The organism is Castellaniella sp. UC4447_H14 (genome assembly GCF_052978285.1).
Genome location: NZ_CM129666.1, coordinates 2,375,161 through 2,401,733, shown reverse-complemented (window position 1 = coordinate 2,401,733; position 26,573 = coordinate 2,375,161). Strand labels below are relative to the sequence as shown.

Genomic DNA, 26,573 nt, shown 5'->3' with positions numbered 1-26,573 from the left:
GTCAAACCAGTTTGATAAAAACTAGGGAAATCCATAACTGGTTTTACCGGTCAACCAATTTAGACTAGCAGGCACAGACGGTTCCATGCCCGCCTTCCGGTGGCAGACAGGTTTTCAACCATGACGTACCAATTCGATTTCAGCGCGGTCCTGCAGTATTGGCCCCTGCTGCTGCAGGGCGCGGAAACGACGCTGATCATGTCGTTCTGGTCCACGGTGGCGGGCTTTGCCATGGGCGTCGTCTGCGCCATCGCCCGCAGCTCAGGCACGCCCGTCGTCCGGCGAGTCGTGGGCGGCTACGTGGAGATCATCCGCAATACCCCGCTCATCATCCAGAGCTACTTCCTGATTTTCGGCCTGGCCAGCGTGGGGCTCAAGATGTCCATCATGGCGGGGGCCATTCTTGCGCTGGTGATCAACATCACCGCCTACACCTGCGAAATCGTGCGCGCGGGGATCGAATCCGTTCCGCGGAGTCAGCGCGAGGCCGGCGAATGCCTGGGCCTGTCGCCCCTTCAGGTCTACTGGCACGTCATCCTGTCGCCGGCCCTGGAGCGCGTCTACCCGGCGCTGACCAGCCAGTTCGTGCTGCTCATGCTGGTCACCAGCCTGTTGTCGGCGGTCGGCACCGAAGACCTGTTCGGCATTTCCGGCAACATCCAGGCCATGACTTTCCGCAATTTCGAAGTCTTCATCGTGCTGTGGGTGATGTATCTCATCATGTCGGCCCTGGTGCGCGCGATGTTCGCGCTGGCCAGCCGCATCCTGTTCGTGCGCAAACGCAAGCTGGGCACACTGCTCTGAGGACGCGCCATGAACAACGATCAGATCCTCTATCTTCTTCAGGGCGCATGGGGCACCGTCGAGCTGTCCGTCCTGACCTTCGTCTTCTCGGCCGCGCTGGGACTGGCCATCGCGCTCATGCGCGTCTCCGCCAGCCAGACGCTGCGCGGTTGTGCGTTCGGCTACATCAACCTCATCCAGGGCACGCCGCTGCTGGTCATCATGGGCGTGTGCTTCTACGGCCCCTCGATCCTGGGCTTCACGGAGACGTCGCCCATGTTCGCGGCGGTCCTGGCGCTCACCGTCCACGCGGCGGCCTTCCTGGGCGAGATCTGGCGCGGCTGCATCGAATCCGTTCCGAAGAACCAGTGGGAAGCGGCCGAATGCCTGGGACTGAACCGCATCCAGCGCATGTTCAAGGTCATCCTGCCACAGGCCTTGCGCATCGCCACCCCCCCAACGGTCGGATTCATGGTCCAGATCGTGAAGAACACGTCGTTTGCTTCCCTGGTGATCGGTTTCGCCGAACTCTCCTACAACGCCAAGATCCTGAACAACTCCACCTTCAAGCCTTTCCTGTATTTCGGCGTTGCCGCCGCCCTGTACTTCGTCATCTGCTATCCGCTTTCCTGGGTCAGCCTGAAGCTGGAGCGCAAGCTGACGGTCGCCCGCGACCAGGGCTGAACGACGACTCCCGGAGCTCTCCATGACAGAAATCGTCCGCCTCAAGAACGTCCATAAATGGTTCGGAGACAACCACGTCCTGAAGGGCGTGGACCTCAGCGTCAAAAAGGGCGAAATCGTCGCCATCATCGGCCAGAGCGGGTCCGGCAAAAGCACGGCGCTGCGCTGCATGGACCACCTGGAAATCATCAACGAAGGCGAGATCTCCGTCTGCGGCCACACCTTTGGCGCGGGCATCTCCAGCAGCGACCTGAAGAGCCTGCGCCTGGATGTGGGCATCGTCTTCCAGAGCTACAACCTGTTCCCACACCTGACGGTCGAGCAGAACATCACCCTTGCGCCCCGTTCGGTGCGCAAGATGCCCAAACAGCAGGCGCGCCAGATCGCGTTGGACGTGCTCACCCAGGTGGGGCTTGCGGACAAGCTGGCCTTCTACCCGGAACAACTTTCGGGCGGCCAGCAGCAGCGCGTGGCCATCGCGCGGTCCCTGGCGATGGACCCCAAGCTCATGCTGTTCGACGAAGTCACCTCCGCCCTGGATCCGCAACTGACGGGCGAGGTGCTGCGCGTCATCGAAAAGCTCGCGGCCGGCGGCATGACGATGGTGCTGGTGACGCACGAAATGGCCTTTGCCATGAAGCTGGCACACCGGATCATCTTCATGTTCGAGGGCAAGATCCACGAACAAGGCACGGCAGATATTCTGCGCAATCCCAAAACTCCGGAACTGCAGCAGTTCGTCAGCAACGGACTTTAACCGACGGGCCCGGTCGGGCCCGGCCCATTCAAGGAGACACCCCATGAATTTCTTTCCGTTGAACCGCAGCGCCGTCGCGCTGACCCTCGCAGCCACCGCGCTGTTCACGGCGTCGGTTCCCGCGCAGGCGAACACACTGGCGCAGGTCCAGCAGCAGAAGACGCTGCGCGTCGCCATCGACCTGAACGCGCCGCCCTACGGCATGAAAGACGCCGACCTGAAGGAAGTCGGCTCGGACGTGGAAACCGCGCGCCTGTTCGCAAAAGAACTGGGCGTGAAGCTCGACATCGTCCCCACGACACAAGCCAACCGGATTCCGTTCCTGCTCACCAACAAGGCGGACGTGGTGATCTCCAGCCTGACCATCACGCCCGAACGCCAGAAGGTCGTGGACTTCACCATCCCGTACGCGGCCATCCAGTCGGTGATTGCCGCGCCGGCCAGTGCGGACATCAAGTCGCTCTCCGACCTCGCGGGCAAGACGGTGGTCACCGCGCGCGGCACCACCAACGACATGAATGTCACCAAGCTGGCGCCGGCGGGCACCGACATCGTGCGCTTTGAAAACGACGCGACGGCCATGACCGCCGTGACCAGCGGGCGCGCGGACATCTATTCCGGTGCGCCGGCCATCATCGCGTCGCTGAACAAGGAGCTGAAGAAGAACGGCAAGCCGCCTCTGGTGACGAAAGTCGTGATGGCCACCTCCATGCTGGGCCTGGGCGTCGCAAAGAACAACCCCGCGCTGCTCGACAAGCTGAACGAGATGATTCGCAAGGATCTGAAGAACGGCGAGCTCAACACCATCTACAAGAAGTATCACGGCGCCGACCTGCCGCAAGACGTGCTGAAGGAAGGCAAGTAATCCCATCGGGCAAAGCCCGCAGCGGGACTGCCCGTTCGGCCGGCTGGTGAACCCGGGCCGGCCGGATGGGCGCCCGGGACGCCCCAAACGAGCATCCCCCCGCATTTTCGATTTCACAGGACAGACCTGACCATGACCATCATTCAATCCGTCGAAGTGCTGGATGTGCGCTTTCCGACCTCGAAGAACCTGGACGGCTCGGACGCGATGAATCCGGACCCCGACTATTCCGCTGCGTATGCGATCCTGCACACGGACGTCCCCGGGCTGGAAGGCCATGGCCTGACCTTCACCATCGGGCGCGGGACAGAGATCTGCTGCGCCGCCATCAATGCGCTCAAGCATCTGCTGATCGGCATGGACCTGGACTGGATCACCGAGGACATGGGCCGCTTCTGGCGCCACATGACGTCTGACAGCCAGCTGCGCTGGATCGGTCCGGACAAGGGCGCCACTCACATGGGCACCGCTGCCCTGGTCAACGCGGTCTGGGATCTGTGGGCCAAATCAGAGGGTAAACCGGTCTGGCGGCTGGTGGCCGACATGACGCCCGAACAGATCGTCCGCCTGATCGATTTTCGCTACATCACCGATTGCATCACCCCGGCGGAAGCCCTGGCGCTGCTGACCGAGCGCGCGCAAGGCAAGGCGGGCCGCCTGCGGGAGCTGGAGCAAAACGGCTACCCGTGCTACACCACGTCGGCCGGCTGGCTGGGCTACAGCGACGAGAAGCTGCGCCGGCTCGCGACCGAAGCCGTGGATGCCGGCTTTTCGTACATCAAACTGAAGGTCGGACGGGACCTCCAGGACGACATCCGCCGCCTGCGCATCGCCCGCGAGGTGCTGGGCCCCGACCGGCATCTGATGATAGACGCCAACCAGGTCTGGGACGTCGACCAGGCGATCCCATGGCTGGAACAACTCGCCTTTGCGCGGCCCTGGTTCATCGAGGAACCGACGAGCCCGGACGACATCGCCGGCCACCGCCGCATCCGCCAGGCCATGCAGGGCCACATGCAGGTCGCCACAGGCGAAATGTGCCAGAACCGCATCCTGTTCAAGCAACTGATCATGGAATCGGCCATCGACGTCGTCCAGATCGACGCCTGCCGGCTGGGCGGCGTCAACGAAGTCCTCGCCGTCATGCTCATGGCCGCAAAATACGGCCTGAAGGTGTGCCCGCACGCGGGCGGCGTGGGCCTGTGCGAATACGTGCAGCATCTGTCGATGATTGATTACCTGTGCTTCTCGGGCACCAAGGAAGGCCGGGTGATCGAGTACGTGGACCACCTGCACGAGCACTTCGTCCATCCCTGCGAGATTCGCAATGCGGCGTACATGGCGCCCACCCACCCCGGCTACTCGATCGAAATGAAGCGCGAGTCGCTCGCGCAATACGCATTTCACGGGTAAAGGCACGGCGATTTTCGATGGCGGTGGCCCGTGCAGCCACGCCGGTGGAGAAGCCTTGTTTCGGAGGAATTGAGGACTAAGATAAGACCGGATACTGTGGGTAGCGTCATGGACGCCGCCGGATAGGCGGCCCGAGGTTCAATCAACAGTGAGGCAGGGACAGGTTTATGTCATCATCAGAGAAGCCGTCGAAAAAATTGCGCAGCCGCCGGTGGTTCGACAGTTCCGAAAATCCGGGAATGACGGCGCTGTACGTCGAACGCTACCTGAACTACGGGCTTACGCGTGACGAACTGCAATCCGGCAAACCCATCATTGGCATTGCACAGACCGGATCCGACTTGTGCCCCTGCAACCGCCACCACATCGACCTGGCCAAGCGCACCCGGGACGGCATCCGGGATGCCGGCGGCATCCCCATGGAGTTCCCGGTCTACCCCCTTCAGGAGACCGGCGTACGGCCTACCGCCGCCATGGAGCGCAACCTCGCCTACCTCGGGCTGGTGGAAGTGCTGCACAGCTACCCGCTGGACGGCGTGGTGCTGACGACCGGCTGCGACAAGACGACACCCGCCTGTCTGATGGCGGCCGCCACCGTCAACATCCCCGCCATCGTGCTATCGGGCGGTCCCATGCTGGACGGCTGGTGGCACGGCGAACTGGCCGGATCGGGCACGGTGATCTGGGAAGCTCGCCGGAAATTGTCCGTGGGCGAAATCAACTACAACGACTTCATGGACATCGCGGCATCGGCCGCTCCCTCCATCGGCCACTGCAACACCATGGGCACGGCGCTGTCGATGAATTCGCTGGCGGAAACGCTGGGCATGTCGCTGCCCGGCTGCGCCGCCATTCCGGCGCCTTACCGGGAGCGCGGCCAGATGGCCTACGAAACCGGCCGGCGGATCGTCGGGCTGGTACATGAAAATCTGCGCCCGTCGGACATCATGACCAAGCAGGCCTTCGAAAACGCCGTGGTGGCCGCGGCCGCGCTGGGCGCCTCGTCGAACTGCCCCATTCACATGATCGCCATCGCACGCCACATGGGCGTGGACCACGATCTTCAGGACTGGCAGCGCCTGGGGCCCAAGATCCCGCTGCTGGTCGATTGCCAGCCGGCCGGGCGCTTCCTGGGCGAGAAATTCCACCGCGCGGGCGGCGTGCCGGGCGTCCTGCGCGAGCTGATGCAGGCGAACAAATTGCACACGGACGTCATGACGGTAACCGGCAAGACGCTGGGCGAGAACCTGAAGGCCGTCCCGGAACCCGACCGCGAGGTGATCCGCGCCTACGACAAGCCGCTCAAGCCCAACGCAGGCTATGTGGTGCTCACCGGCAACCTGTTCGACAACGCCGTCATCAAGACGAGCGTCATCGACGTGAAGTTCCGCGAGCGCTTCCTCTCGGACCCCGCCCATCCCGACCGCGTGGACCTGAAGGCCGTGATCTTCGAGGGTCCGGAGGATTACCACGCGCGCATCGACGACCCAGCGCTGGGCATCGACGACAAGACCATCCTGGTCATTCGCAACGTGGGGCCGGTGGGCTATCCGGGCGGTCCGGAAGTCGTCAACATGCAGCCGCCCGCCGCGCTGCTCGCCCGGGGAATCGACACCCTCCCCACCATGGGCGACGGCCGCCAGAGCGGGACTTCGGCCAGCCCTTCCATCCTGAATGTGACGCCCGAATCCGCCATCGGCGGAGGACTGGCACTGCTCAAGGATGGCGACGTCATCCGGCTTGACCTGAACACCTGCCGCGTGGACGTGCTGATCTCCGACGAGGAACTGGCCCAGCGGCGCGCCGCCTGGCAGCCGCCGAAGCTGGTGAACCAGACGCCCTGGGAGGAAATCTACCGCAATACCATTGGCCAGCACGGCACGGGCGCCTGCATGGAGCCGGCCACGCTGTACCTGAACATCATCGAAACCCGCGGGGAAGCCCGCGACAGCCACTGAACGGCACGCGCTGCCACGGCCGGCGGCATCCGTCGCGCCGTGGCAGCCCGCGTCCGGCGCCCGATCATGGACACGCTGACCCTTCAGACACTGCACCGCGCCATCCCGGCCGCCTGCGCGAGCGAATTCCGGTCGCTGCTGGGCGACCGCTTCATCACCTCCGAAGCCGTCCGGACGCATCATGGAACGGACGAGTCCCCTTATCCTGTCTGCCTCCCCGACGCAGTGATCTTCCCCCGCGACGTGGACGAGGTCGTGCGCATCGTCGGGCTGTGCCAGCAGTACAAGGTCCCCGTCATCCCTTTCGGGATCGGCTCGTCGCTCGAAGGGCACGTGCTTCCCATTCAGGGCGGCATCACGCTGGACTTCGCGGAAATGAACCGGGTGCTCGCGGTCAACGCGGAAGACTTCACCGCCACGGTCCAGCCGGGCGTCATCCGCACCCAATTGAATGAGGAGATCCGCGACACGGGCCTGTTCTTCCCGGTCGATCCGGGCGCCCACGCTTCCATCGGGGGCATGACCGCCACGCGCGCTTCCGGCACCAATGCCGTGCGCTACGGCACCATGCGCGAAAACGTGGTGTCGCTGAAGGTCGTGACCGCGAAGGGCGAGGTGGTGCGCACCGCCAGCCGGGCCCGCAAGTCGTCATCCGGCTACGATCTGACGCACCTCTACGTCGGCAGCGAGGGCACGCTGGGCATTATCGTGGAGATCACTGTACGCCTCTATCCGCGCCCCGAGACCATATCGGCGGCTGTCTGCAATTTCCCCGCGCTGGCCTCGGCCGTGCAATCCGTGGTGGAGATCATGCAGTATGGCATTCCCATCGCCCGCGTCGAATTCATGGATCAGCATGCGGTCAACGCCGTCAATCGGCACAGCAAGCTCGGCTTGAAGGAAACGCCGCTGCTGCTCTTCGAATTCCATGGCAGCAAGGCCGGCGTCCAGGAACAGATCAAGGCCGTACAGGACATCGCGCACGGACAGGGCGGCACGGATTTCCAGTGGGCGGAGCGCCCGGAAGACCGCACGCGCCTGTGGCATGCGCGGCACAACTCTCATTACGCCGGGCTGCAGTTGCGCCCGGGCAGCCGCAGCGTGGCCACCGACGTCTGCGTGCCGATTTCACGGCTGGCCGACTGCGTGACGCAGACGGCGGCCGACCTGGAGGACATGCCGTTCCCCTACACCATCGTGGGCCATGTCGGTGATGGCAATTTTCACGTGCAGATGCTGATCGACCCCGACAAGCCCGAGGAATGGCAGAAGTCCGAGGCGATCAATCACCGTTTGGTTCACCGCGCCATCGCCATGGACGGAACCTGCTCGGGCGAGCACGGCGTGGGCATCCACAAAATGGAGTTCCTGAAGGCGGAACACGGCGAAGCTGCATTGGCGCTCATGCGCCTGATCAAGCATGCTTACGATCCGGACAACATTTTCAACCCCGGCAAGATCATCGCCTGGGAACCCTGATCCGTATCGGCCGCGGCGCCGAAAAAATTGCCGTGGGCCATGCGCGCGCCCTGCGGCCCGCTACGCCCGGGGGACGCTGATGTCTCGCTGCGGCGACTGCAGGAAGCCGAAGTCGCAGCCCTGATCGGCCTGCAGCACGGATTCCACGTACAGCTTGCGGTACCCGCGGCGCTCCGCGTCGGCCGGCGGTTCGGCACGAGCGGAGGCCCGCGAGGCCAGCTCCGCATCGCTGACCAGCAGCGCCAGGCTGCGGTCATGCACGCTGAGCCGGATGCGGTCGCCGGTGCGCACCAGCGCGAGCGGCCCGCCACAGGCCGATTCAGGCGTCACGTGCAACACGATGGTGCCCGCCGCCGTCCCGCTCATGCGGCCATCTGAAATACGCACCATGTCGCGCACCCCCTGGTGGGCCAGCTTGCGCGGGATCGGAATGTAGCCGGCTTCCGGCATGCCCGGTGCGCCCACCGGGCCGATCTGCCGAAGCACCAGGATGTCGTCGGCATGGACATCCAGCTCGGGATCATCCAGCCGCTCGGCCATGTCCTGCGCGTTCTCGAAGACCACCGCCCTCCCCTCATGCTCCATGAGCTCGGCTGACGCGGCTGACTGTTTGATGATGGCGCCGCCTGGCGCCAGGTTGCCCCGCAGCACGGCAAGGCTCCCCAGTGGATAGACCGGATGGTCGAAGGGACGGACAACGTCCTGAGGGAAGGCGAGCGGCGCGGCATCCAGCTCCTCGCCCAGGGTACGACCCGTGACCGTCAGCGCGTCCAGGTGCAGCAAGGGGCGCAATTCGCGCAGCACCGCCGCCAGCCCGCCCGCATGATGCAGGTCGCTCATGTAGTGGCTGCCGGAGGGCTTCAGGTCGACCAGCACTGGCGTCTCCTGACTCATCCGGTGGACCTGGTCCAGATCGATGCGGATGCCCATGCGCCCCGCAATGGCCGTCAGATGAATGATTCCGTTGGTCGAACCGCCGATGGCCAGCAGTACGCGCAAGGCATTCTCAAAGGCATCGGCAGTCAGGATGCGTTCCGGCACCAGTTGTTGCGCAATCATGGCGACCGCCTGCTTGCCGGTCTGTTCAGCCACCCGGATACGGTCCGCCGATACGGCAGGTGCCGTGGCCCCGCCCGGCAACATGATGCCCAGCGCCTCGCCCAAGCAGGCCATGGTGCTGGCCGTGCCCATGACGCAGCAGGTTCCCACGCTGGCCACCAGGCGATCATTGACGGCGGCGATCTCGTCGTCATCGATCTCGCCGGCACGATAGCTGCCCCAATAGCGCCGGCAATCCGTGCAGGCACCGATACGCGTCCCGTGGTGAGAGCCGTTGAGCATGGCGCCCGTCACGAGCTGGATGGCGGGCATCCCGGCGGATGCAGCGCCCATGAGCTGGGCCGGTACTGTCTTGTCGCAGCCGCCGATGAGCACGACGGCGTCGATGGGCAGCGCGCGAATCTGCTCCTCGGTGTCCATGGACATGAGGTTGCGCTGGTACATGCTGGTGGGGAAGGCAAAGCTCTCGTGGATCGAGATCGTCGGAAAATCAAACGGCAGGCCGCCCGCCAGCATCACGCCCCGCTTCACGGCTTCGAGCAGTTGCGGCATGTTGCCATGACAGGGATTGAAGCCGCTGCCCGTATTGGTAATGCCGACGATGGGGCGATCCAGCGCCTCGTCGGTGTAGCCCGCGCCCTTGATGAAGGCCTTGCGCAGAAACAGCGAGAACTCGACGTCCCCGTAACTCGTCAGACCCCGCTTGAGGCCACCGTTTTCGGACACCGCACACCTCGCTCGTCGCTATTCCTTGATGGCACCCGTCATGCCCGATACATAGTACTCCGCGAAAAAGGAGTAGATGACCGCAACCGGCAGCGACCCCAGCAGCGCACCCGCCATCAATTGCCCCCAGTGATAGACGTCGCCCTCGATGAGTTCGGTGGTCATGCCCACCGGCACCGTCTTCATTTCCGAAGACGAGATCAGCGTCAGCGCATAGATGTATTCGTTCCAGGACAAGGTGAAGGCGAAGATGCCCGCCGAAATCAGCCCAGGCACCGACAGCGGCAGGATGATCTTCACCAGGATCTGCCAGCGCGTCGCGCCGTCGATGAGCGCGCATTCTTCGAGCTCGTACGGAATGGAGCGGAAATAGCCCATCAGCAGCCAGGTGGAGAACGGGATCAGGAAGGTGGGATAGGTCAGGATCAGCGCCCAGCGCGTATCGAACAATCCCATCTTGAAGACGATGGATGCCAGCGGAATGAACAGGATGGAGGGGGGAACCAAATAGGCAAAGAAGATGGCCATTCCGACCTGCTTGGACCCCTGGAAGCGCAGGCGCTCGATGGCATAGGCGCCCAACGTCCCGCAGGCCAGCGACAGGACGGTGGCCACCACGGACACGATGAGCGTGTTCAGCATCCAGCTCGGGAACGGCGTGTTGAACAGCAGGTCCTTGAAGTGCTGCAGCGTGGGCGAGATCACCCAGAACGGATTGCTGGTATGCAGGGCGAGTTCCGAGGCGGGCTTGAATGCCGTGATCACCATCCAGTAGAACGGAAACAGCAGCACGAACACGAAGATGCCCAGCGGAATGTAGATCGTCACCCAGCGACGCGGCAGGGACTGCAGATACTCCATGCCTTCCGGCTCTGCCTTGGTCTTGTCGTTCACTTGTCACCCCCGCGTTGCCAGGCCCGGCGCTGCAGGCCAAAGTACGAGAACAGGACGGACGCCAGCAGGAACGGCACCATCATGATGGCCAGCGCCGAACCCTCGCCCAGCGCGCCGCCCGAAATGGCCTGCTGATACGACAACGTCGTCATGAGTTGCGTGGCATTCACCGGGCCGCCCCGGGTCAGCACGTATACCAGTTGGAAGTCGGTGAAGGTGAAGAGCACCGAGAACGTGGTCACCACGGCAATGATGGGCGTGAGCAGCGGCAGCGTCACGTAGCGGAACTGCTGCCAGGGCGTGACCCCGTCGATCGCGGCGGCCTCGTAGAGGTTGGGCGAGATGGTCTGCAGGCCTGCCAGCAGCGTGATGGCAAAGAACGGAATGCCGCGCCAGATGTTGGCGATCACCACCGACAGGCGCGCCAGCCACGGATCCCCCAGGAAATCGATGTACCGGTCGATGAGTCCGAGCTTGACCAGCACCCAGCTGATGATGGAGAACTGCGGGTCGTACATCCACCAGAAGGCCAGGGCCGACAGCGCCGTCGGGACGATCCACGGCAGCATGATCACGGAGCGGAAGAACGACTGCATGCGCAGCTTGTGGTTGAGCAGGATCGCCAGCCACAGGCCCAGCGCGAACTTGAAGGCACACGCCACCACCGTATAGAGAATCGTGTTGAACAGCGCCAGTCGTGAAATCGGGTCGCCCACCAGATAGGCGTAATTGTCCAGCCCGATCCACTGCCCGTCGCTGCCGATCGTGGTGTCGGTGAACCCGAGCCAGACACCCAGGCCCAGCGGGTAAGTCAGGAAGAACAGCAGCAGGATCGCGGCGGGCGCCATGAAGATCCAGCCCAGCAGGTTGCTGTTGTCAAATCGATGCGACAGCATGGGAACCCCTTTGCGCGATCACGGCCGGGCGGCGGGCGCCCGGCCGGATCAGCCGCGCAACGGATCGCCGGGCACAGGCCAGCGACCGGCGCGCGGGTTGGTCAGGACTTGTAGTAACGCTTGGCCCGTTCGGCTGCGTCGGCGGCTGCCTGCTTGGGCGTCTTGGAACCGCTGACGGCGGCGGCAAACATGTCGACCACCACGTAGTTCGCCATGACCGCGGCCGACGCGGCGCCCAGCGGGCCGTCGTAGCCGTTGTCCAGCATGATGCCCGTCGAATCCCGATATACCGTGATCTTGGGGTCGTTCCAGACCGGATTGGACTCGTAGGCCTTCAACGGCTGACTGACGTAGCCGATGGAGGACTCCATCCACGGGTTGTACTGATCGGCTTCCATCATGAACTGCGTGTAGGCCTTGGCCGCGTTCGGATACTTTGAATATTTGAAGTGCATGAACTGGCTGATCTGCATGATCTCGGTGTGCTTGCCGCTGGCCCCGACCGGGAAGTGCGAATGGGCCATGTCCTGGGCCATGGCATTCATCTTGGGATCTTTCGACGTCTTGGCACTGTAGTAGAGCGAAATGCCATTGGCGGTCAGGGAGATCTGGCTGTCCAGGAAGGCGCGGTTGTTGGACGTGTCGTTCCAGCCCAGCGTCCCGGGAATGAAAGTCTTGTAGAGCTGCGTCGCGTACTCGAGCGCCGCGACGGTCTCCGGGGAATTCAGCACGACCTGGCCCTTGGGATTGGCGACCTTGCCGCCGTGGGACCACAGCAGCCAATGGCAGAAGTTGTTGCCGTCGCCCACGGCGTGGCCAAACGCAAAACCGGCCGGGGTGCCCTTGGCCTGCAGCGCCTGGCACAGTTTGAGGAAGCCCGCCAGATCCGTGGGCACGCCATCGAAGCCGGCGGCCTTGACCATGCTCTGGCGATAGGCAATGGCGTTGCCGTTGGAGCCCAGCGGGATGGCGATCCATTTGCCGCCATGCCTTCCATAGCGCTTGCAGACGTCATACCAGCCGCCATACTTCTTGCCCAGGTAGTCTCCCAGTTCGGACACATCGATGAGCTTGTCGGGGAACTGCTCGGGATCGTCGAACCAGCTGATGATGATGTCGGGACCACTGCCCACGCGCGCGGCCAGAGCCGCCTTGGCGCGCACATCCTCCCAGCCCACGTCGTCCACCTTCACGGGGATGCCGGTCTGCTTGGTGAACTTCTCGGTGTTGACCTTCCATTGATCGGCGTCACCCTGGACGAAGGCGTGCCAGCGCAAAACATTCAGTTTTGCGCCCTTTTCCGGCGCATGCAGCAGCTTGGTTCCGGTGTCGGCAGCGGCAGCCAGCCCCGGAAAAGCCGTGGAGGCCGCCGCTGCGGCGGTGGTCGTCAGAAAATCACGTCTTGTGAACTTCGCCATGTCTCTGCTCCTTCAAGGAAATTTTTCGTGCACACAGGCACGAACTGCCAGACCAACCGGCGTGGGAAACCTCACTGTCTCATTGCTTTTCCGGAACCTTCATCAAACAGATGCGTGAACGCGGGCTCCGGCGCCAGCGACACCGTATCGCCGGGATGCAGGCTCTGGCGTTCGCGGAATACCGCCACCACGTCCACCGAATCGATGCGGGCGTGAACCTCGGTGTCGGCCCCGGTGGGTTCCACCACGGTGACGACCGCCTCGAGGCCCTGATCGCCTGCCGCCAGGGTCAGGTGTTCCGGGCGTACGCCGTAGATGACCCGCTGGCCATCCTGGCCCAGGCCGCGGGCAGCCGGCGGCACCGGCAGGCGGCTGCCATTCGGAAAGAGGACGTGGTCGCCCTCGGCCGACCGATGCAGCACGCCCGGCAGCATATTCATGGTGGGCGAGCCGATGAAACCGGCTACGAACAGATTGTCAGGCCGATCGTACAGGTCCAACGGCTGCCCCTGTTGCTCCACCCGGCCGTCGTTCATCACCACGATGAGGTCGCCCATCGTCATGGCCTCGATCTGATCGTGCGTCACATAGACCGACGTGGCCTGCAGCCGCTGGTGCAGGGCGCGGATCTCCGCACGCATCTGCACGCGCAATTTGGCATCCAGATTGGACAGAGGCTCGTCGAAGAGAAAGACCTGGGGATTGCGCACGATGGCGCGGCCCATGGCCACCCGCTGGCGCTGTCCACCGGACAATTGGCGCGGATAGCGCGCGAGGAGTTGCGACAGGCCCAGGATCTCCGAGGCCTGGTCGACCCGCTTGCGGATTTCAGCGCGATCGGTCTTGGCCAGCATGAGCGAGAACGCCATGTTGTCGAACACCGTCATATGGGGATAGAGCGCGTAGTTCTGGAACACCATCGCAACATCGCGCGCTTTGGGAGACAAGGTGTTGACCACCCGGCCGTCGATCAGAATCTCGCCGCCGGAGATCTGCTCCAGCCCCGCCAGCATGCGCAGCAGAGTGGACTTGCCGCATCCGGAAGGCCCGACCAGCACGACGAACTGGCCGTCTTCGACTTCCACATCCACACCCCGGATAACCTGAGTGCCACCAAACGACTTCTGTACTGCTTTAAGCTGCACTGATGCCATTGGACGTCCTTGTGTTCGAGTTTTGAACCGCGCGACTGCCACTCCAAGGATTCTGCGCCACGTGGAAACGTCGCGTAAGCAGGGAAATCCCCATCATGCGCACGGCTCGTTCACATCGTGGGACTTTTCAGGGATAACGACCCTTTCCGCCGCCGCACCCGCGCCCTAAGATGGAACCCTCACGCCCCCTACCGCCGCGCGGGCGGCCTATTGGCCCGCGCTCAACCCGAGACCTGATATGCACATCCTGATCATTGGCGCCGCCGGCATGATTGGCCGGAAGCTCACCCAACGCCTGATGGCGGACGGGCGGCTCGGCGACGCAGTCATCGAGCGGCTGACGCTGGCCGACGTCATCGCACCGGAAGCGCCGGCGGCATTCGGGGGCACCGCCAGCACCGTCGCTGCGGACTTGGCCAAGGCAGGCACCGCCGCGCGCCTGGTTGCGGGGCGTCCCGACGTGATCTTTCACCTGGCGGCCATCGTGTCAGGAGAAGCCGAGGCCGATTTCGACAAGGGTTACCGGACCAATCTGGACGGCACGCGCCTTTTGCTGGAAGCCATCCGCGAACAAGGCCGGCAGTCGCCGTACCGGCCGCGCCTGGTGTTCACATCGTCCATCGCCGTGTTCGGCGCGCCGTTCCCCGACCCGATCGATGATGAATTCTTCTCGACCCCGCTGACCAGCTATGGTACCCAGAAAGCCATCGGCGAACTCCTGCTGTCGGACTACACGCGCAAAGGATTCCTGGACGGCATCGCCATTCGCCTACCCACCATCTGTGTACGCCCCGGCAAGCCGAACAAGGCGGCTTCCGGATTTTTCTCCAATATTTTGCGGGAGCCGCTGGCCGGCCAAGCGGCCGTGCTGCCTGTGTCCACCGACGTGCGTCACTGGTTCGCCAGCCCTCGCGCCGCCATCGGGTTCCTGACCCACGCGGCGACGCTGGACCTTCGCCGGCTGGGCGCCCGGCGAGCACTGAGCATGCCGGGGCTGTCCGCCACCGTCGGCGACGAGATCGATGCGCTGCGCCGCGCTGCCGGGGAGTCGGCCGTGCGCCTCATCCGCCACGAGCCTGATCAGACCATCATCGACATCGTGGCGGGCTGGCCGCGGAATTTCGACGCGCGGCGTGCGATCGCGCTCGGGTTCAAGGCGGACGCGGACTTCGACCACATCATCCGCGCCCACATCGAGGACGAGCTGGGCGGCCGGGCCGCCCCGAAGGCTTGATCGTCAGACGCCGACGGCTGAAAGCGCCTTGGTGTTGAGGTACGTCTCCAGCGCTTCCGGGCCCCCTTCCGACCCGTAGCCCGAATCCTTGATGCCGCCAAACGGCAGCTCGGCCGACGGCGTCGCCGGCTGATTGATCCAGAGCATGCCGGCCTGGACCTGATCCGCCAGCAGCCGCACATTCTTGAAGGAGCGCGTGAACGCATAGGCGGACAGGCCGAAGGCCAGGCGATTGGCCTCGGAGATGGCCTCCTCCAGACGCTCGAACGTACGGATGCCCGCGATCGGGCCAAAGGGTTCCTTGTTGAAGAGGTCGGCCTCGATCGACAGATTCGTCACCACCGTCGGCGCGAAGAAGTTGCCGGCGTCACCCACGCGCTTGCCGCCCGTCACGATGTCGGCGCCGCGCTTGCGCGCATCGGCCACGACATCTTCCATGGCCGTGATCCGGCGGGGATTGGCCAGAGGCCCCAGCGTCGTGCTCTCCGACAGCCCGTCACCGAGATTCAGCGACTCTGCATACTTCACGAAGGCTTCGGTGAAAGGCTTCTCCAGGCTCTTGTGCACCAGGAAGCGGGTCGGCGAAATGCACACCTGCCCCGCGTTCCGGAACTTGGACTTCGCAGACACGCTCACCGCCACGTCCAGATCCGCGTCATCCGCGACAATCACCGGTGCGTGGCCACCCAGTTCCATCGTGACCCGCTTCATATGGGCGCCCGCCAGGGACGCCAGGTGCTTGCCGACCGGGATCGATCCGGTGAACGTGACCATCTGAATGATCGGATGCGCGATCAGATAGCTCGAGATTTCGGCCGGATCGCCATAGACCAGCCCCACCACCCCGGCGGGTACGCCCGCATCCACGAATGTCTGCAGCAGCGCCGCCGGCGAGGCCGGCGTTTCCTCTGGAGCCTTGCACAGAATCGAGCAGCCTGCCGCCAGCGCGGGGCCCAGCTTGCGCACGACCTGGTTGATGGGGAAATTCCACGGCGTGAAAGCCGCCACCGGCCCTACCGGCTCCTTGATGACCAGTTGCAGTGCGCTGACGTTGCGCGACGGGACGATGCGGCCATAGACGCGCAGGCCCTCGTCGGCGAACCATTCGATCAGATTGGCACCCGCCAGTGTCTCACCCGTGGCCTCCGCCAGCGGCTTGCCCTGCTCCTGGGTGAGCAGCCGCGCAATATCGCCCGCGCGTTCACGCAACAGCGCCGCCGCGCGGCGCATCGTGGCCGCACGCTCGTGCGCGGATGTGTTGCGCCACACCCTGAAACCTTCCTGGGCAGCCTGCAAGGCCCGATCCAGGTCGTTCTTTCCGGCATGGGCAACCTTGCCGATGACCTCGCCGGTGGCGGGGTTCCGTACGTCCAGGGTTTTGCCGCCGGAGGCGTCCACCCACTGGTTGGAAATCAGAAGCTTGGTATTGGGATATTGAGTAGCAGTCATGGAGAAACCCGAAAATAGGTGAAAAAACGCGGCTGCCAGCCCCGGCCGCGGGGCTGGACCGCGCCGCGCTCGATAGATGTCGTACCACCCAAGTGTAGTACGAATGAATTCACCGCTTCCCCGCAGCTCCCGCGGAGCCGGGCACACGGTCCTCGAAGACCCCTTGCACGCCGTGAGGCTGGCTGCGCCAATACTGGGCAGGCGCCTTCACGCTGGCACCCAGTTCGGCCGCCGCCTGCCAGGGCCAGTGAGGATTCCATAGCAGCGCCCGGGCCAATGTCACCAGATCGGAAGAGCCGCCGGCTACGATCTCCTCGGCCTGCCGCGGCTCCGTGATCAGCCCCACCGCACTCGTGGGCATACCGGACGCGCGGCGGATTTCGCGAGCAAACGGCACCTGATAGCCCGGCCCCGCCGGAATCTGCTGCTGCGCGCTCAGCCCCCCGGACGAGACGTCGATCCAGTCGCAGCCCAGCGCCTGAACGCGCTGCGCCAGAGCGATCGTCTGCGCAAGATCCCAGCCGCCCTCGACCCAGTCGGTGGCGGATACGCGGATGCCCAGGGGCCGGTCCGGCCACACCTGGCGCACGGCATCGAAGACTTCGAGGGCATAGCGCAGGCGGTTCTCCAGCGAACCGCCGTACTCGTCCGTCCGCCGATTGGAGAGCGGCGAGAGGAACTGATGCACCAGATAGCCGTGCGCGAAGTGCAACTGGATGGCATCGAGTTCCAGCCGGGCCGACCGGCGGGCCGCCGTCACGAACGCCTCGCGGATGCGGGCCAGGTCCTTCCGATCCAGCGCGACCGGCGGAAGATCGCCGTCACGGATCGGTAGAGCCGAGGGCGCAACCGTCTGCCACCCCCCGGGATCCGCCGCGTTGATCTGGTGCGCGCCGCGCCATGGCACCTCGCAGGAAGCCTTGCGCCCGGCGTGAGCGAGCTGGATCCCGATCGGCATGTCGCTGTTGGCTCGCACACCCGCCAGTGTCTCGGCCAGCGCGCGCTCGTTGGCATCGGAGTAAATCCCCAGATCGCCGTAGGTGATGCGCCCTTCGGGCACGACTGCCGCCGCCTCGATCAGCAGCAAGGCGGCCCCGCTGCCGGACAGCATGCCCCAATGCGTGCGGTGCCACTGGCTTGCGCAGCCTTCCACAGCGCTGTATTGACACATCGGACTGACGACGATCCGGTTGTGCAGCGTCAGACCCTTCAGGGCCAGGGGTGAGAAAAGCGAAGATCCCATGTCGTTCCACCTGGAAAGAAAAACCCTCGATTTCCGGCTTGCACGGAACATCGAGGGTCGGCCAAAGCGCCTAACTGTTACTCATCGGATGGCACATCCGGCATCGTGGATTCCCCATCGTCCGGGTTGCCTTCGTCGGATCCCACGTGCGCCATCTCTTCGGAGTCGCCAAACGGGTTGGCCTGCTCGCGAGCCGCCGCGCGCTCGGCCGCTTCGAAGATTTCGCGGGCATGCCGCGCTTCGTGGTAGGCCATGCCGGTTCCGGCCGGAATCAGCCGCCCGACGATCACGTTTTCCTTCAGGCCACGCAGATCGTCGCGCTTGCCCATGATGGCAGCCTCGGTGAGCACGCGGGTGGTTTCCTGGAAGGAAGCCGCCGAGATGAACGAATCGGTGGACAGCGAGGCCTTGGTGATGCCCAGCAGCACGTTGTCGTACGTAGCCGGGATCTTGCCGGCCACGTCCATGCGGTCGTTCTCGTTCAGCAGCTCGGCACGCTCGACCTGTTCACCGGTGATGAACGACGTATCGCCCGAACTGGTGATGTTCACCCGGCGCAGCATCTGGCGCACGATGACTTCGATGTGCTTGTCGTTGATCTTCACACCCTGCAGACGGTAGACGTCCTGGACTTCGTTGACGACATAGGCCGCCAGCGCCTCGATGCCCTGCAACCGCAGAATGTCGTGCGGATCGGCCGGACCGTCGACGATGAGCTCGCCCTTGTTGACCACCTGGCCATCGTGCACCAGCACCTGCTTTTCCTTGGAAATCAGGAACTCGTGGCTGGTGCCGTCCATGTCGGTGATGACCAGACGCTGCTTGCCCTTGGTGTCCTTGCCAAAGGACACCGTGCCGGTGACCTCGGCCAGCATGCCGGCGTCCTTCGGAGAACGGGCCTCGAAGAGTTCGGCCACGCGCGGCAGGCCGCCCGTGATGTCGCGGGTCTTCTGGGATTCCTGCGGGATACGCGCCAGGAAGTCGCCTTCGCCGACCTTCTGTCCATCGCGTACGGTGACGAGCGCGCCCACCGGCAGCGAGATGGCCACCGCGTGATCGGTACCCGCGACCTTGATTTCCTGGCCCTGCTCGTCCAGAAGCAGGATCTGGGGCCGTTGCGCGCCCTTGCCGCCGCGCGTCGTCTTCGGCGTGATGACGACCAGCGTGGACAGGCCGGTGATCTCGTCGACCTGGCGGGCCACCGTGACGCCTTCCTCGATGTTGGCGAAGCGCACCGTGCCGTGGTATTCGGACACGATGGGGCGTGTCAACGGGTCCCAGGTCGCCAGCTTGGCACCAGCCTTCACGCTGTCGCCATCGCCCACCAGGATGGTCGCACCGTACGGGACCTTGTGGCGTTCACGCTCGCGGTGATTGTCGTCGACCAGCACGACCTCGCCGGAACGCGACACCGCAATGCGGTCGCCCTTGCCGTTGGTCAGATACCGCAGGCCGATGGCAAAGCCGATGGTCCCGGCGGACTTGGTTTCCACCGAGCTCGCCATCGCGGAACGCGATGCCGCACCGCCGATGTGGAAGGTCCGCATCGTGAGCTGCGTGCCCGGTTCGCCAATGGACTGGGCGGCGATGACGCCCACCGCCTCGCCCTTGTTCACCAGCGAGCCGCGGCCCAGGTCGCGGCCGTAGCACTTGGCGCACAGGCCGTGGCGGGTTTCGCAGGTCAGCGGCGTGCGAATCTTGACTTCGTCGACACCAGCCTCGTCCAGCAGCTCGACCTGGTGTTCGTCCAGCAGCGTGCCGGCGTGAATCAGGGTTTCCTGGGTTTCTGGATTGACGATGTCGGCGACCGCCACACGGCCCAGAACGCGGTCCTTCAGGGCCTCGACGACTTCGCCGCCCTCGACCAGCGCCTTCATGATGTAGCCGTTCGTGGTGCCGCAGTCGTCCTCGGTGATGACCAGGTCCTGGGTCACGTCCACCAGACGGCGTGTCAGATAGCCGGAGTTGGCGGTCTTCAATGCCGTATCGGCCAAGCCTTTACGCGCGCCGTGCGTGGAGATGAAGTACTGCAGAACGTTCAGGCCTTCGCGGAAGTTCGCCGTGATAGGCGTCTCGATGATGGAGCCGTCCGGCTTGGCCATCAGGCCCCGCATACCGGCAAGCTGCCGGATCTGGGCCGCCGAACCCCGGGCTCCCGAGTCGGCCATCATGTAGATGGAATTGAAGGATTCCTGGCGGGCGGGCTTGCCATGGCGGTCGACGACCGGCTCCGTGGACAACTGCTCCATCATGGCCTTCCCGACCCGATCGCCGGCCTTGCCCCAGATGTCCACCACATTGTTGTAGCGTTCCTGGGCGGTCACCAGACCGGAAGAGTACTGGCGATCGATTTCCTTGACCTCGGCGGATGCCTGCGCCAGGATCTCGGCCTTGGCATCGGGCACGATCATGTCGCCCATGGCGATCGAGACCCCCGCGCGAGTGGCCAGGCGGAAGCCCGTCTTCATCAGCTTGTCGGCAAAGATCACCGTGTCGCGCAGGCCGCAGCGACGATACGACAGATTGATGAGCTTGGCGATCTCCTTCTTCTTCAACGCCTTGTTCAGGACGCTGAAGGACAGGCCGTGCGGCAGGATCTCGGACAGCATCGCGCGGCCCACCGTCGTCTGGAAGCGGTGGGGACTGGCGTGCCATTCGCCGTTTTCGTCCTTGGCATATTCCGGCAGGCGCGTGGTGATGCGGGTCTGCAGCTCGACTTCATGGTTGTCGTAGGCGCGCTGGACCTCGGCCAGGTCGGCCAGGAACATGCCCTCGCCCTTGCCGTTGATGCGCTCGCGCGAGGCGTAGTACAGGCCCAGCACCATGTCCTGGGACGGCACGATCGACGGCTCGCCGTTGGCCGGGAACAGGATGTTGTTCGAGGCCAGCATCAGCGTGCGGCACTCGAGCTGAGCTTCCAGCGACAGCGGGACGTGCACGGCCATCTGGTCGCCGTCGAAGTCGGCGTTGAAGGCCGCGCACACCAGCGGGTGCAACTGGATGGCCTTGCCTTCGATCAGTTGCGGCTCGAACGCCTGGATCCCCAGCCGGTGCAGCGTCGGGGCGCGGTTGAGCATCACCGGGTGTTCGCGGATGACGTCTTCCAGAATGTCCCAGACCACCGGTTCCTGGCTTTCGACGAGCTTCTTGGCGGCCTTGATCGTGGTCGCCAGGCCCATGAGCTCCAGCTTGTTGAAGATGAAGGGCTTGAAGAGCTCCAGCGCCATCAGCTTGGGCAGGCCGCACTGGTGCAGGTTCAGCGACGGGCCCACCGTAATCACGGAACGCCCGGAGTAGTCCACGCGCTTGCCCAGCAGGTTCTGGCGGAAGCGGCCGCTCTTGCCCTTGATCATGTCGGCCAGGGACTTGAGCTGGCGCTTGTTGGCACCCGTCATGGCCTTGCCGCGCCGACCATTGTCGAGCAGCGAGTCCACGGCTTCCTGCAGCATGCGCTTTTCGTTGCGCAGGATGATGTCCGGCGCCTTCAGTTCGAGCAGGCGCTTGAGGCGATTGTTGCGGTTGATGACGCGGCGGTACAGATCGTTCAGGTCGGAGGTGGCGAAGCGGCCGCCGTCCAGCGGCACCAAGGGACGCAGATCCGGAGGCAGAACCGGCAGCACGTCCATGATCATCCAGTCGGGCTTGATGCCGGACTTCTGGAAGCCTTCGAGAACCTTCAGACGCTTGGAGATTTTCTTGATCTTGGCATCCGAACCGGTGGCCTTCAGTTCACCACGGAGCTTTTCGACTTCTTGGTCGATGTCGATGGTGCGCAGCAGCTCACGCACGGCTTCCGCGCCCATCAGGGCATGGAAGTCATCGCCGTACTCCTCGGTCTTGGCGAGATAGTCGTCATCGGACATGATCTGGCCGCGCTTGAGCGGCGTCATGCCGGGTTCGATCACGCACCAGGCCTCGAAGTACAGCACGCGCTCGATGTCGCGCAAGGTCATGTCCAGGACCATGCCCAGACGCGACGGCAGCGACTTCAGGAACCAGATGTGGGCCACCGGGCTGGCGAGCTCGATGTGCCCCATGCGCTCGCGGCGCACCTTGGCCACCGTGACTTCGACGCCGCACTTTTCGCAGATGACGCCGCGATGCTTCAGGCGCTTGTACTTGCCGCACAGGCACTCGTAGTCCTTGATCGGGCCAAAGATCTTGGCGCAGAACAGACCGTCGCGCTCCGGCTTGAACGTCCGGTAGTTGATGGTTTCCGGCTTGCGGACCTCGCCGTAAGACCAGGAGCGGATCTTTTCAGGCGATGCAATGCCGATGCGGATGGCATCGAACTGCTCGTCCTGAGAGACTTGCTTGAAGAGATCGAGTAGCGCTTTCATTATTTACGCTCCAGATCCATGTCCAGGGACAGGGATCGAATTTCCTTGACCAGCACGTTGAACGACTCGGGCATGCCCGCGTCGATCACGTGATCGCCCTTCACGATGTTTTCATAGACCTTGGTGCGGCCGGTGATATCGTCGGACTTCACGGTCAACATTTCCTGGAGGGTGTAGGCTGCGCCATAGGCTTCCAGGGCCCAGACTTCCATTTCCCCGAAGCGCTGGCCCCCGAACTGCGCCTTGCCGCCCAGCGGCTGCTGGGTGACCAGGGAGTACGGTCCGGTGGAACGTGCGTGCATCTTGTCGTCCACCAGGTGGTGCAGCTTCAGGAAGTGCATATAGCCCACCGTGACCGGGCGCTCGAATTGCTCGCCCGTGCGGCCATCGGTGAGCCAGGCCTGCGTGCGCCCATTGGCGAGCTTCAGGCGCTCGGCGACGTCATCCGGATAGGCGACTTCCAGCATGTGCCGGATGTCCCCTTCGGGCGCACCGTCGAACACCGGCGTCGCCAGCGGCACACCGTCGCGCAGGTTGTTGGCCAGCACCCGGATTTCATCGTCCGAGAGCTCATCCAGATGGACCGGCGTGCCGCGGGAGTTGTAGATCGTGTCCAGCAGCTTGCGCAATGCCTTGATCTGCACCGTGCGTTCGGCATTGAGCATTTCGGCGACACGATGGCCCAAGCCGCGGGCCGCCCATCCCAGGTGGACTTCCAGCACCTGACCGATGTTCATCCGCGAAGGCACGCCCAGGGGGTTGAGCACGATGTCCATCGGCGTGCCGTCGGCCATGTGCGGCATGTCCTCCACCGGCACGATGCGCGAGACCACGCCCTTGTTGCCGTGACGGCCGGCCATCTTGTCGCCGGGCTGCAGGCGGCGCTTGACGGCCAGGTAGACCTTGATCATCTTCAGCACGCCCGGCGGCAGTTCGTCGCCCTGGGTGAGCTTCTTGCGCTTTTCCTCGAAAGCCAGGTCGAACTGGTGGCGCTTCTGCTCCAGGGCGTCCTTGACCTGCTCCAGCGCTACCGCCGCGTCCTCGTCGGACAGGCGGATGTCGAACCACTGCCAGCGATCCAGATCGTCCAGGTACTCGGCCGTCAATGCCGTGCCCTTGGCGAGCTTGCGCGGCCCGCCGTTGGCGACTTTGCCGATCAGCGTCTTGCGCAGACGGTCGAAGGCGTCGTTTTCGACGATACGGAGCTGGTCGTTCAAGTCCTGGCGATAGCGGCGCAGCTCTTCGTCGATGATGGACTGGGCGCGCTTGTCGCGCGTGATGCCCTCGCGCGTGAAGACTTGCACGTCGATCACCGTGCCGACCATGCCCGAAGGCACGCGCAGCGACGTATCCTTTACGTCGGAAGCCTTCTCGCCAAAGATGGCGCGCAGAAGTTTTTCCTCGGGCGTGAGCTGGGTTTCGCCCTTCGGCGTGACCTTGCCCACCAGCACGTCGTCTGCCTTGACTTCGGCGCCGATGTGCACGATGCCGGACTCGTCCAGGCGGTTGAGCTGGGTTTCCGCCAGGTTGGAGATATCGCGCGTGATTTCCTCATCGCCCAGCTTGGTGTTGCGCGCCACCACCGTCAGTTCCTCGATGTGGATCGAGGTATAGCGGTCGTCGGCCACCACGCGCTCGGAAATCATCACCGAGTCTTCGTAGTTGTAGCCGTTCCAGGGCATGAACGCGATCAGCATGTTCTGGCCCAGGGCGAGTTCGCCCAGGTCGCTGGAAGCGCCATCGGCCAGTACGTCGCCGCGCGCGACATGATCGCCGCGCGAAACGATGGGACGCTGGTTGATGTTGGTGTTCTGGTTGGAGCGCGTGTACTTCTTCAGGTTGTAAATGTCCACGCCGACTTCGCCGGCGATGTTCTCGTCATCGTCCACGCGGATCACCACTCGCTCGGCATCGACGAAATCGACGAGGCCGCCCCGCTTGGCCTGCACGGTCGTACCCGAGTCCACGGCCACCGTGCGTTCGATCCCGGTTCCGACCAGCGGCTTCTGGGGCCGCAGGCAGGGCACGGCCTGGCGCTGCATGTTGGCGCCCATCAGGGCCCGGTTCGCGTCGTCGTGCTCCAGGAACGGAATCAGCGAAGCCGCCACCGACACGATCTGCGCCGGCGCCACATCCATGTAGTGCACGTTGGCCGGTGCGGTCAGCATGGTTTCGCCGGCTTCGCGGCAGGCCACCAGGTCGTCGATGAAGCGGCCTTCCTCGTCCAGGTGCGCATTGGCCTGCGCGATCACGTACTTGCTTTCCTCGATGGCGGAGAGGTATTCGATCTGATCGGACACCTTGCCGTCGACGATCTTGCGATACGGCGTTTCGAGGAAACCGTAGTCGTTCAGGCGCGCATACAGGGCCAGCGAGTTGATCAGGCCGATGTTCGGGCCTTCCGGCGTTTCGATCGGGCAGACGCGGCCATAGTGCGTGGGGTGCACGTCGCGCACCTCGAAGCCGGCGCGTTCGCGCGTCAGACCGCCGGGTCCAAGGGCCGAAACGCGGCGCTTGTGGGTGATCTCCGACAACGGGTTGGTCTGGTCCATGAACTGCGAAAGCTGGCTGGAGCCGAAGAATTCCTTGATGGCCGCGGAGATGGGCTTGGAATTGATCAGGTCATGCGGCATCAGGTTTTCAGTTTCCGCCTGGCCCAGGCGTTCCTTCACGGCGCGCTCGACGCGCACCAGGCCGGCACGGAATTGATTTTCAGCCAGTTCGCCCACGCAGCGCACGCGGCGATTGCCCAGGTGATCGATATCGTCGATCTGGCCGCGCCCATTGCGCAGCTCGACCAGGATGCGGATGGTATCCAGGATGTCGTCGTTCGTCAGCGTCAGCGGCCCTTCATTGCCTTCGCTGCGGCCCAGGCGGCTGTTGACCTTCATGCGCCCGACGCGCGACAGATCGTAGGTCTCTTCGGAGTAGAACAGCCGCTGGAACAGCGCCTCGACAGCCTCTTCGGTGGGCGGCTCGCCCGGGCGCATCATGCGATAGATGGCGATGCGCGCGGCCATCTGGTCGGCCGTTTCATCAGTGCGCAGCGTCTGCGAGATGTAGGCCCCTTCGTTCAGCTCGTTGACGTACAGCGTTTCGATGGCGCCGATCCCGGCGGCACGGAAATCGGCCAGTGCGGATTCCGTGATCTCGTCGTTGGCGCTGGCAAGCACTTCGCCCGTGTCGGGATTGACGACGTTCTTTGCCAGCACGCGGCCCAGCAGAAAGTCTTCCGGCACGGAAATGTGGTTCACGCCTGCCGCCGTCAGGTCGCGCAGATGCTTGGCATTGATGCGCTTGTCCTTTTCGACGATGACGTTGCCCTTCTTGTCGCTGATGTCGAAACGCGCGACTTCGCCTTTCCAGCGCTCGGGCACGAACTCCAGCGAGCCGCCTTCCTTATGCAGCTCGACGTGGTCGAAGCTGGAGAAATAGGCCAGGATCGCCTCAGGCGTCATGCCAATGGACTTCAGCAGGATCGTGACCGGCATCTTGCGGCGGCGGTCGATACGGAAGAACAGGACGTCCTTGGGATCGAATTCGAAGTCCAGCCAGGAGCCACGGTAGGGAATCACGCGCGCCGAGAACAGCAGCTTGCCCGAACTATGGGTCTTGCCGCGGTCGTGCTCGAAAAACACGCCCGGCGAACGGTGGAGCTGCGACACGATGACACGCTCGGTGCCATTGATCACGAAGGATCCGGTGTCCGTCATGAGCGGAATCTCGCCCATGTAGACTTCCTGTTCCTTCACTTCTTTCACGGTGGGCTTGCTGACCTCGCGATCCATCAGCACCAGGCGGACCTTGGCACGCAGCGGGGAGGCGTAGGTCAGCCCACGAAGCTGACATTCCTTCACGTCGAATACGGGGGTGCCCAGCACATAGCTGACAAACTCCAAACGCGCCATCCCGTTGTGGCTGGCGATTGGAAATATCGAATTGAAGGCAGCTTGCAGACCTTCATCTTTGCGCTTTGCGGGCGGCACATCTGACTGAAGGAAGGTCTTGAACGAATGCAGTTGCGTGGCCAGCAGATAGGGGACGCGCTGAACGTCCTCGCGCTTGGCGAAGCTCTTGCGTATGCGCTTCTTTTCGGTGTACGAATAAGGCATGAGCACTCCGACTCGAGGGTTGCTGAGACCGTCTACCACGGTCTGGGGTGTGGAAGCAGAGCTTCCTTACGACTCCGGAAAACGGGTCTCTTGAGGCATCCGCCCAGGG

The 26,573-nt window shown here is 64.0% G+C and carries 17 protein-coding genes; 8 read left to right on the top strand and 9 right to left on the bottom strand.

The window, feature by feature from the left end:
* Positions 1-120 precede the first annotated feature (120 nt).
* From ACVCMJ_RS11535 to ACVCMJ_RS11505, 7 genes are all read left to right on the top strand, one after another.
* Complete coding sequence (locus tag ACVCMJ_RS11535) at positions 121-804, top strand: amino acid ABC transporter permease (RefSeq protein ID WP_447081546.1); 684 nt, start codon at positions 121-123, stop codon at positions 802-804.
* Between the two features lie 9 nt (positions 805-813).
* Positions 814-1,467, top strand: coding sequence for an amino acid ABC transporter permease (locus ACVCMJ_RS11530; protein ID WP_447081545.1), 654 nt, complete (start codon positions 814-816; stop codon positions 1,465-1,467).
* A gap of 22 nt (positions 1,468-1,489) precedes the next feature.
* Entirely contained in the window at positions 1,490-2,224 is a 735-nt protein-coding gene (locus tag ACVCMJ_RS11525; RefSeq protein ID WP_447081544.1) for an amino acid ABC transporter ATP-binding protein, read from the top strand.
* Between the two features lie 43 nt (positions 2,225-2,267).
* Complete coding sequence (locus ACVCMJ_RS11520) at positions 2,268-3,089, top strand: transporter substrate-binding domain-containing protein (protein WP_447081543.1); 822 nt, start codon at positions 2,268-2,270, stop codon at positions 3,087-3,089.
* Positions 3,090-3,221: 132 nt separating this feature from the next.
* A complete protein-coding gene (locus ACVCMJ_RS11515) occupies positions 3,222-4,502 on the top strand; it encodes an L-fuconate dehydratase (RefSeq protein ID WP_447081542.1) in 1,281 nt (426 codons plus the stop codon).
* 167 nt (positions 4,503-4,669) lie between these two features.
* Positions 4,670-6,460: an IlvD/Edd family dehydratase gene (locus ACVCMJ_RS11510; protein WP_447081541.1), complete on the top strand. Its 1,791-nt coding sequence runs from the start codon at positions 4,670-4,672 to the stop codon at positions 6,458-6,460.
* 66 nt (positions 6,461-6,526) lie between these two features.
* Positions 6,527-7,939: an FAD-binding oxidoreductase gene (locus tag ACVCMJ_RS11505; protein WP_447081540.1), complete on the top strand. Its 1,413-nt coding sequence runs from the start codon at positions 6,527-6,529 to the stop codon at positions 7,937-7,939.
* Positions 7,940-7,999: 60 nt separating this feature from the next.
* Here ACVCMJ_RS11505 and ACVCMJ_RS11500 read toward each other — a convergent pair whose 3' ends face one another.
* From ACVCMJ_RS11500 to ACVCMJ_RS11480, 5 genes are all read right to left on the bottom strand, one after another.
* Positions 8,000-9,724 carry an IlvD/Edd family dehydratase gene (locus tag ACVCMJ_RS11500; protein ID WP_447081539.1) on the bottom strand — a complete coding sequence of 575 codons (1,725 nt, stop codon included), beginning with the start codon at positions 9,722-9,724 and terminating at the stop codon, positions 8,000-8,002.
* An 18-nt stretch (positions 9,725-9,742) separates the two neighbouring features.
* Positions 9,743-10,585 (bottom strand): carbohydrate ABC transporter permease, encoded by an 843-nt coding sequence (locus tag ACVCMJ_RS11495; protein WP_447082582.1) that lies wholly within the window; start codon positions 10,583-10,585, stop codon positions 9,743-9,745.
* Between the two features lie 29 nt (positions 10,586-10,614).
* The gene (locus ACVCMJ_RS11490; protein ID WP_447081538.1) at positions 10,615-11,514 is read right to left on the bottom strand and encodes a carbohydrate ABC transporter permease; all 900 of its coding nucleotides are present in this window, start codon (positions 11,512-11,514) and stop codon (positions 10,615-10,617) included.
* Positions 11,515-11,615: 101 nt separating this feature from the next.
* The gene (locus ACVCMJ_RS11485) at positions 11,616-12,932 is read right to left on the bottom strand and encodes an ABC transporter substrate-binding protein (protein WP_447081537.1); all 1,317 of its coding nucleotides are present in this window, start codon (positions 12,930-12,932) and stop codon (positions 11,616-11,618) included.
* Between the two features lie 71 nt (positions 12,933-13,003).
* On the bottom strand, positions 13,004-14,086 hold the full coding sequence (locus tag ACVCMJ_RS11480) for an ABC transporter ATP-binding protein (protein WP_447081536.1): 1,083 nt from the start codon (positions 14,084-14,086) through the stop codon (positions 13,004-13,006).
* A gap of 238 nt (positions 14,087-14,324) precedes the next feature.
* Between ACVCMJ_RS11480 and denD the strand changes: the two genes are divergently transcribed.
* Positions 14,325-15,320 carry a D-erythronate dehydrogenase gene (gene denD / locus ACVCMJ_RS11475; RefSeq protein ID WP_447081535.1) on the top strand — a complete coding sequence of 332 codons (996 nt, stop codon included), beginning with the start codon at positions 14,325-14,327 and terminating at the stop codon, positions 15,318-15,320.
* Positions 15,321-15,323: 3 nt separating this feature from the next.
* Here denD and ACVCMJ_RS11470 read toward each other — a convergent pair whose 3' ends face one another.
* The 4 genes from ACVCMJ_RS11470 to rpoB all read right to left on the bottom strand — a co-directional run bounded on the left by ACVCMJ_RS11470 (position 15,324) and on the right by rpoB (position 26,464).
* A complete protein-coding gene (locus ACVCMJ_RS11470) occupies positions 15,324-16,769 on the bottom strand; it encodes an NAD-dependent succinate-semialdehyde dehydrogenase (protein WP_447081534.1) in 1,446 nt (481 codons plus the stop codon).
* A gap of 109 nt (positions 16,770-16,878) precedes the next feature.
* A complete protein-coding gene (locus tag ACVCMJ_RS11465) occupies positions 16,879-18,012 on the bottom strand; it encodes an NADH:flavin oxidoreductase/NADH oxidase (RefSeq protein WP_447081533.1) in 1,134 nt (377 codons plus the stop codon).
* A gap of 77 nt (positions 18,013-18,089) precedes the next feature.
* Positions 18,090-22,352, bottom strand: a complete 4,263-nt coding sequence (rpoC, locus tag ACVCMJ_RS11460) for a DNA-directed RNA polymerase subunit beta' (protein WP_447081532.1) — start codon at positions 22,350-22,352, stop codon at positions 18,090-18,092.
* Positions 22,352-26,464 (bottom strand): DNA-directed RNA polymerase subunit beta, encoded by a 4,113-nt coding sequence (gene rpoB / locus ACVCMJ_RS11455; RefSeq protein ID WP_447081531.1) that lies wholly within the window; start codon positions 26,462-26,464, stop codon positions 22,352-22,354. The genes rpoC and rpoB overlap by 1 nt, the downstream gene beginning before the upstream one ends.
* Between the last annotated feature and the right edge of the window lie 109 nt (positions 26,465-26,573).

Bases quoted from the DNA above. Each gene is read 5' to 3' on its own strand.
- ACVCMJ_RS11535 (WP_447081546.1), top strand. From the start codon at position 121: ATGACGTACCAATTCGATTTCAGCGCGGTCCTGCAGTATTGGCCCCTG.
- ACVCMJ_RS11530 (WP_447081545.1), top strand. From the start codon at position 814: ATGAACAACGATCAGATCCTCTATCTTCTTCAGGGCGCATGGGGCACC.
- ACVCMJ_RS11525 (WP_447081544.1), top strand. From the start codon at position 1,490: ATGACAGAAATCGTCCGCCTCAAGAACGTCCATAAATGGTTCGGAGAC.
- ACVCMJ_RS11520 (WP_447081543.1), top strand. From the start codon at position 2,268: ATGAATTTCTTTCCGTTGAACCGCAGCGCCGTCGCGCTGACCCTCGCA.
- ACVCMJ_RS11515 (WP_447081542.1), top strand. From the start codon at position 3,222: ATGACCATCATTCAATCCGTCGAAGTGCTGGATGTGCGCTTTCCGACC.
- ACVCMJ_RS11510 (WP_447081541.1), top strand. From the start codon at position 4,670: ATGTCATCATCAGAGAAGCCGTCGAAAAAATTGCGCAGCCGCCGGTGG.
- ACVCMJ_RS11505 (WP_447081540.1), top strand. From the start codon at position 6,527: ATGGACACGCTGACCCTTCAGACACTGCACCGCGCCATCCCGGCCGCC.
- ACVCMJ_RS11495 (WP_447082582.1), bottom strand. From the start codon at position 10,585: ATGGAGTATCTGCAGTCCCTGCCGCGTCGCTGGGTGACGATCTACATT.
- ACVCMJ_RS11490 (WP_447081538.1), bottom strand. From the start codon at position 11,514: ATGCTGTCGCATCGATTTGACAACAGCAACCTGCTGGGCTGGATCTTC.
- ACVCMJ_RS11485 (WP_447081537.1), bottom strand. From the start codon at position 12,932: ATGGCGAAGTTCACAAGACGTGATTTTCTGACGACCACCGCCGCAGCG.
- ACVCMJ_RS11480 (WP_447081536.1), bottom strand. From the start codon at position 14,086: ATGGCATCAGTGCAGCTTAAAGCAGTACAGAAGTCGTTTGGTGGCACT.
- denD (WP_447081535.1), top strand. From the start codon at position 14,325: ATGCACATCCTGATCATTGGCGCCGCCGGCATGATTGGCCGGAAGCTC.
- ACVCMJ_RS11470 (WP_447081534.1), bottom strand. From the start codon at position 16,769: ATGACTGCTACTCAATATCCCAATACCAAGCTTCTGATTTCCAACCAG.
- ACVCMJ_RS11465 (WP_447081533.1), bottom strand. From the start codon at position 18,012: ATGGGATCTTCGCTTTTCTCACCCCTGGCCCTGAAGGGTCTGACGCTG.
- rpoC (WP_447081532.1), bottom strand. From the start codon at position 22,352: ATGAAAGCGCTACTCGATCTCTTCAAGCAAGTCTCTCAGGACGAGCAG.
- rpoB (WP_447081531.1), bottom strand. From the start codon at position 26,464: ATGCCTTATTCGTACACCGAAAAGAAGCGCATACGCAAGAGCTTCGCC.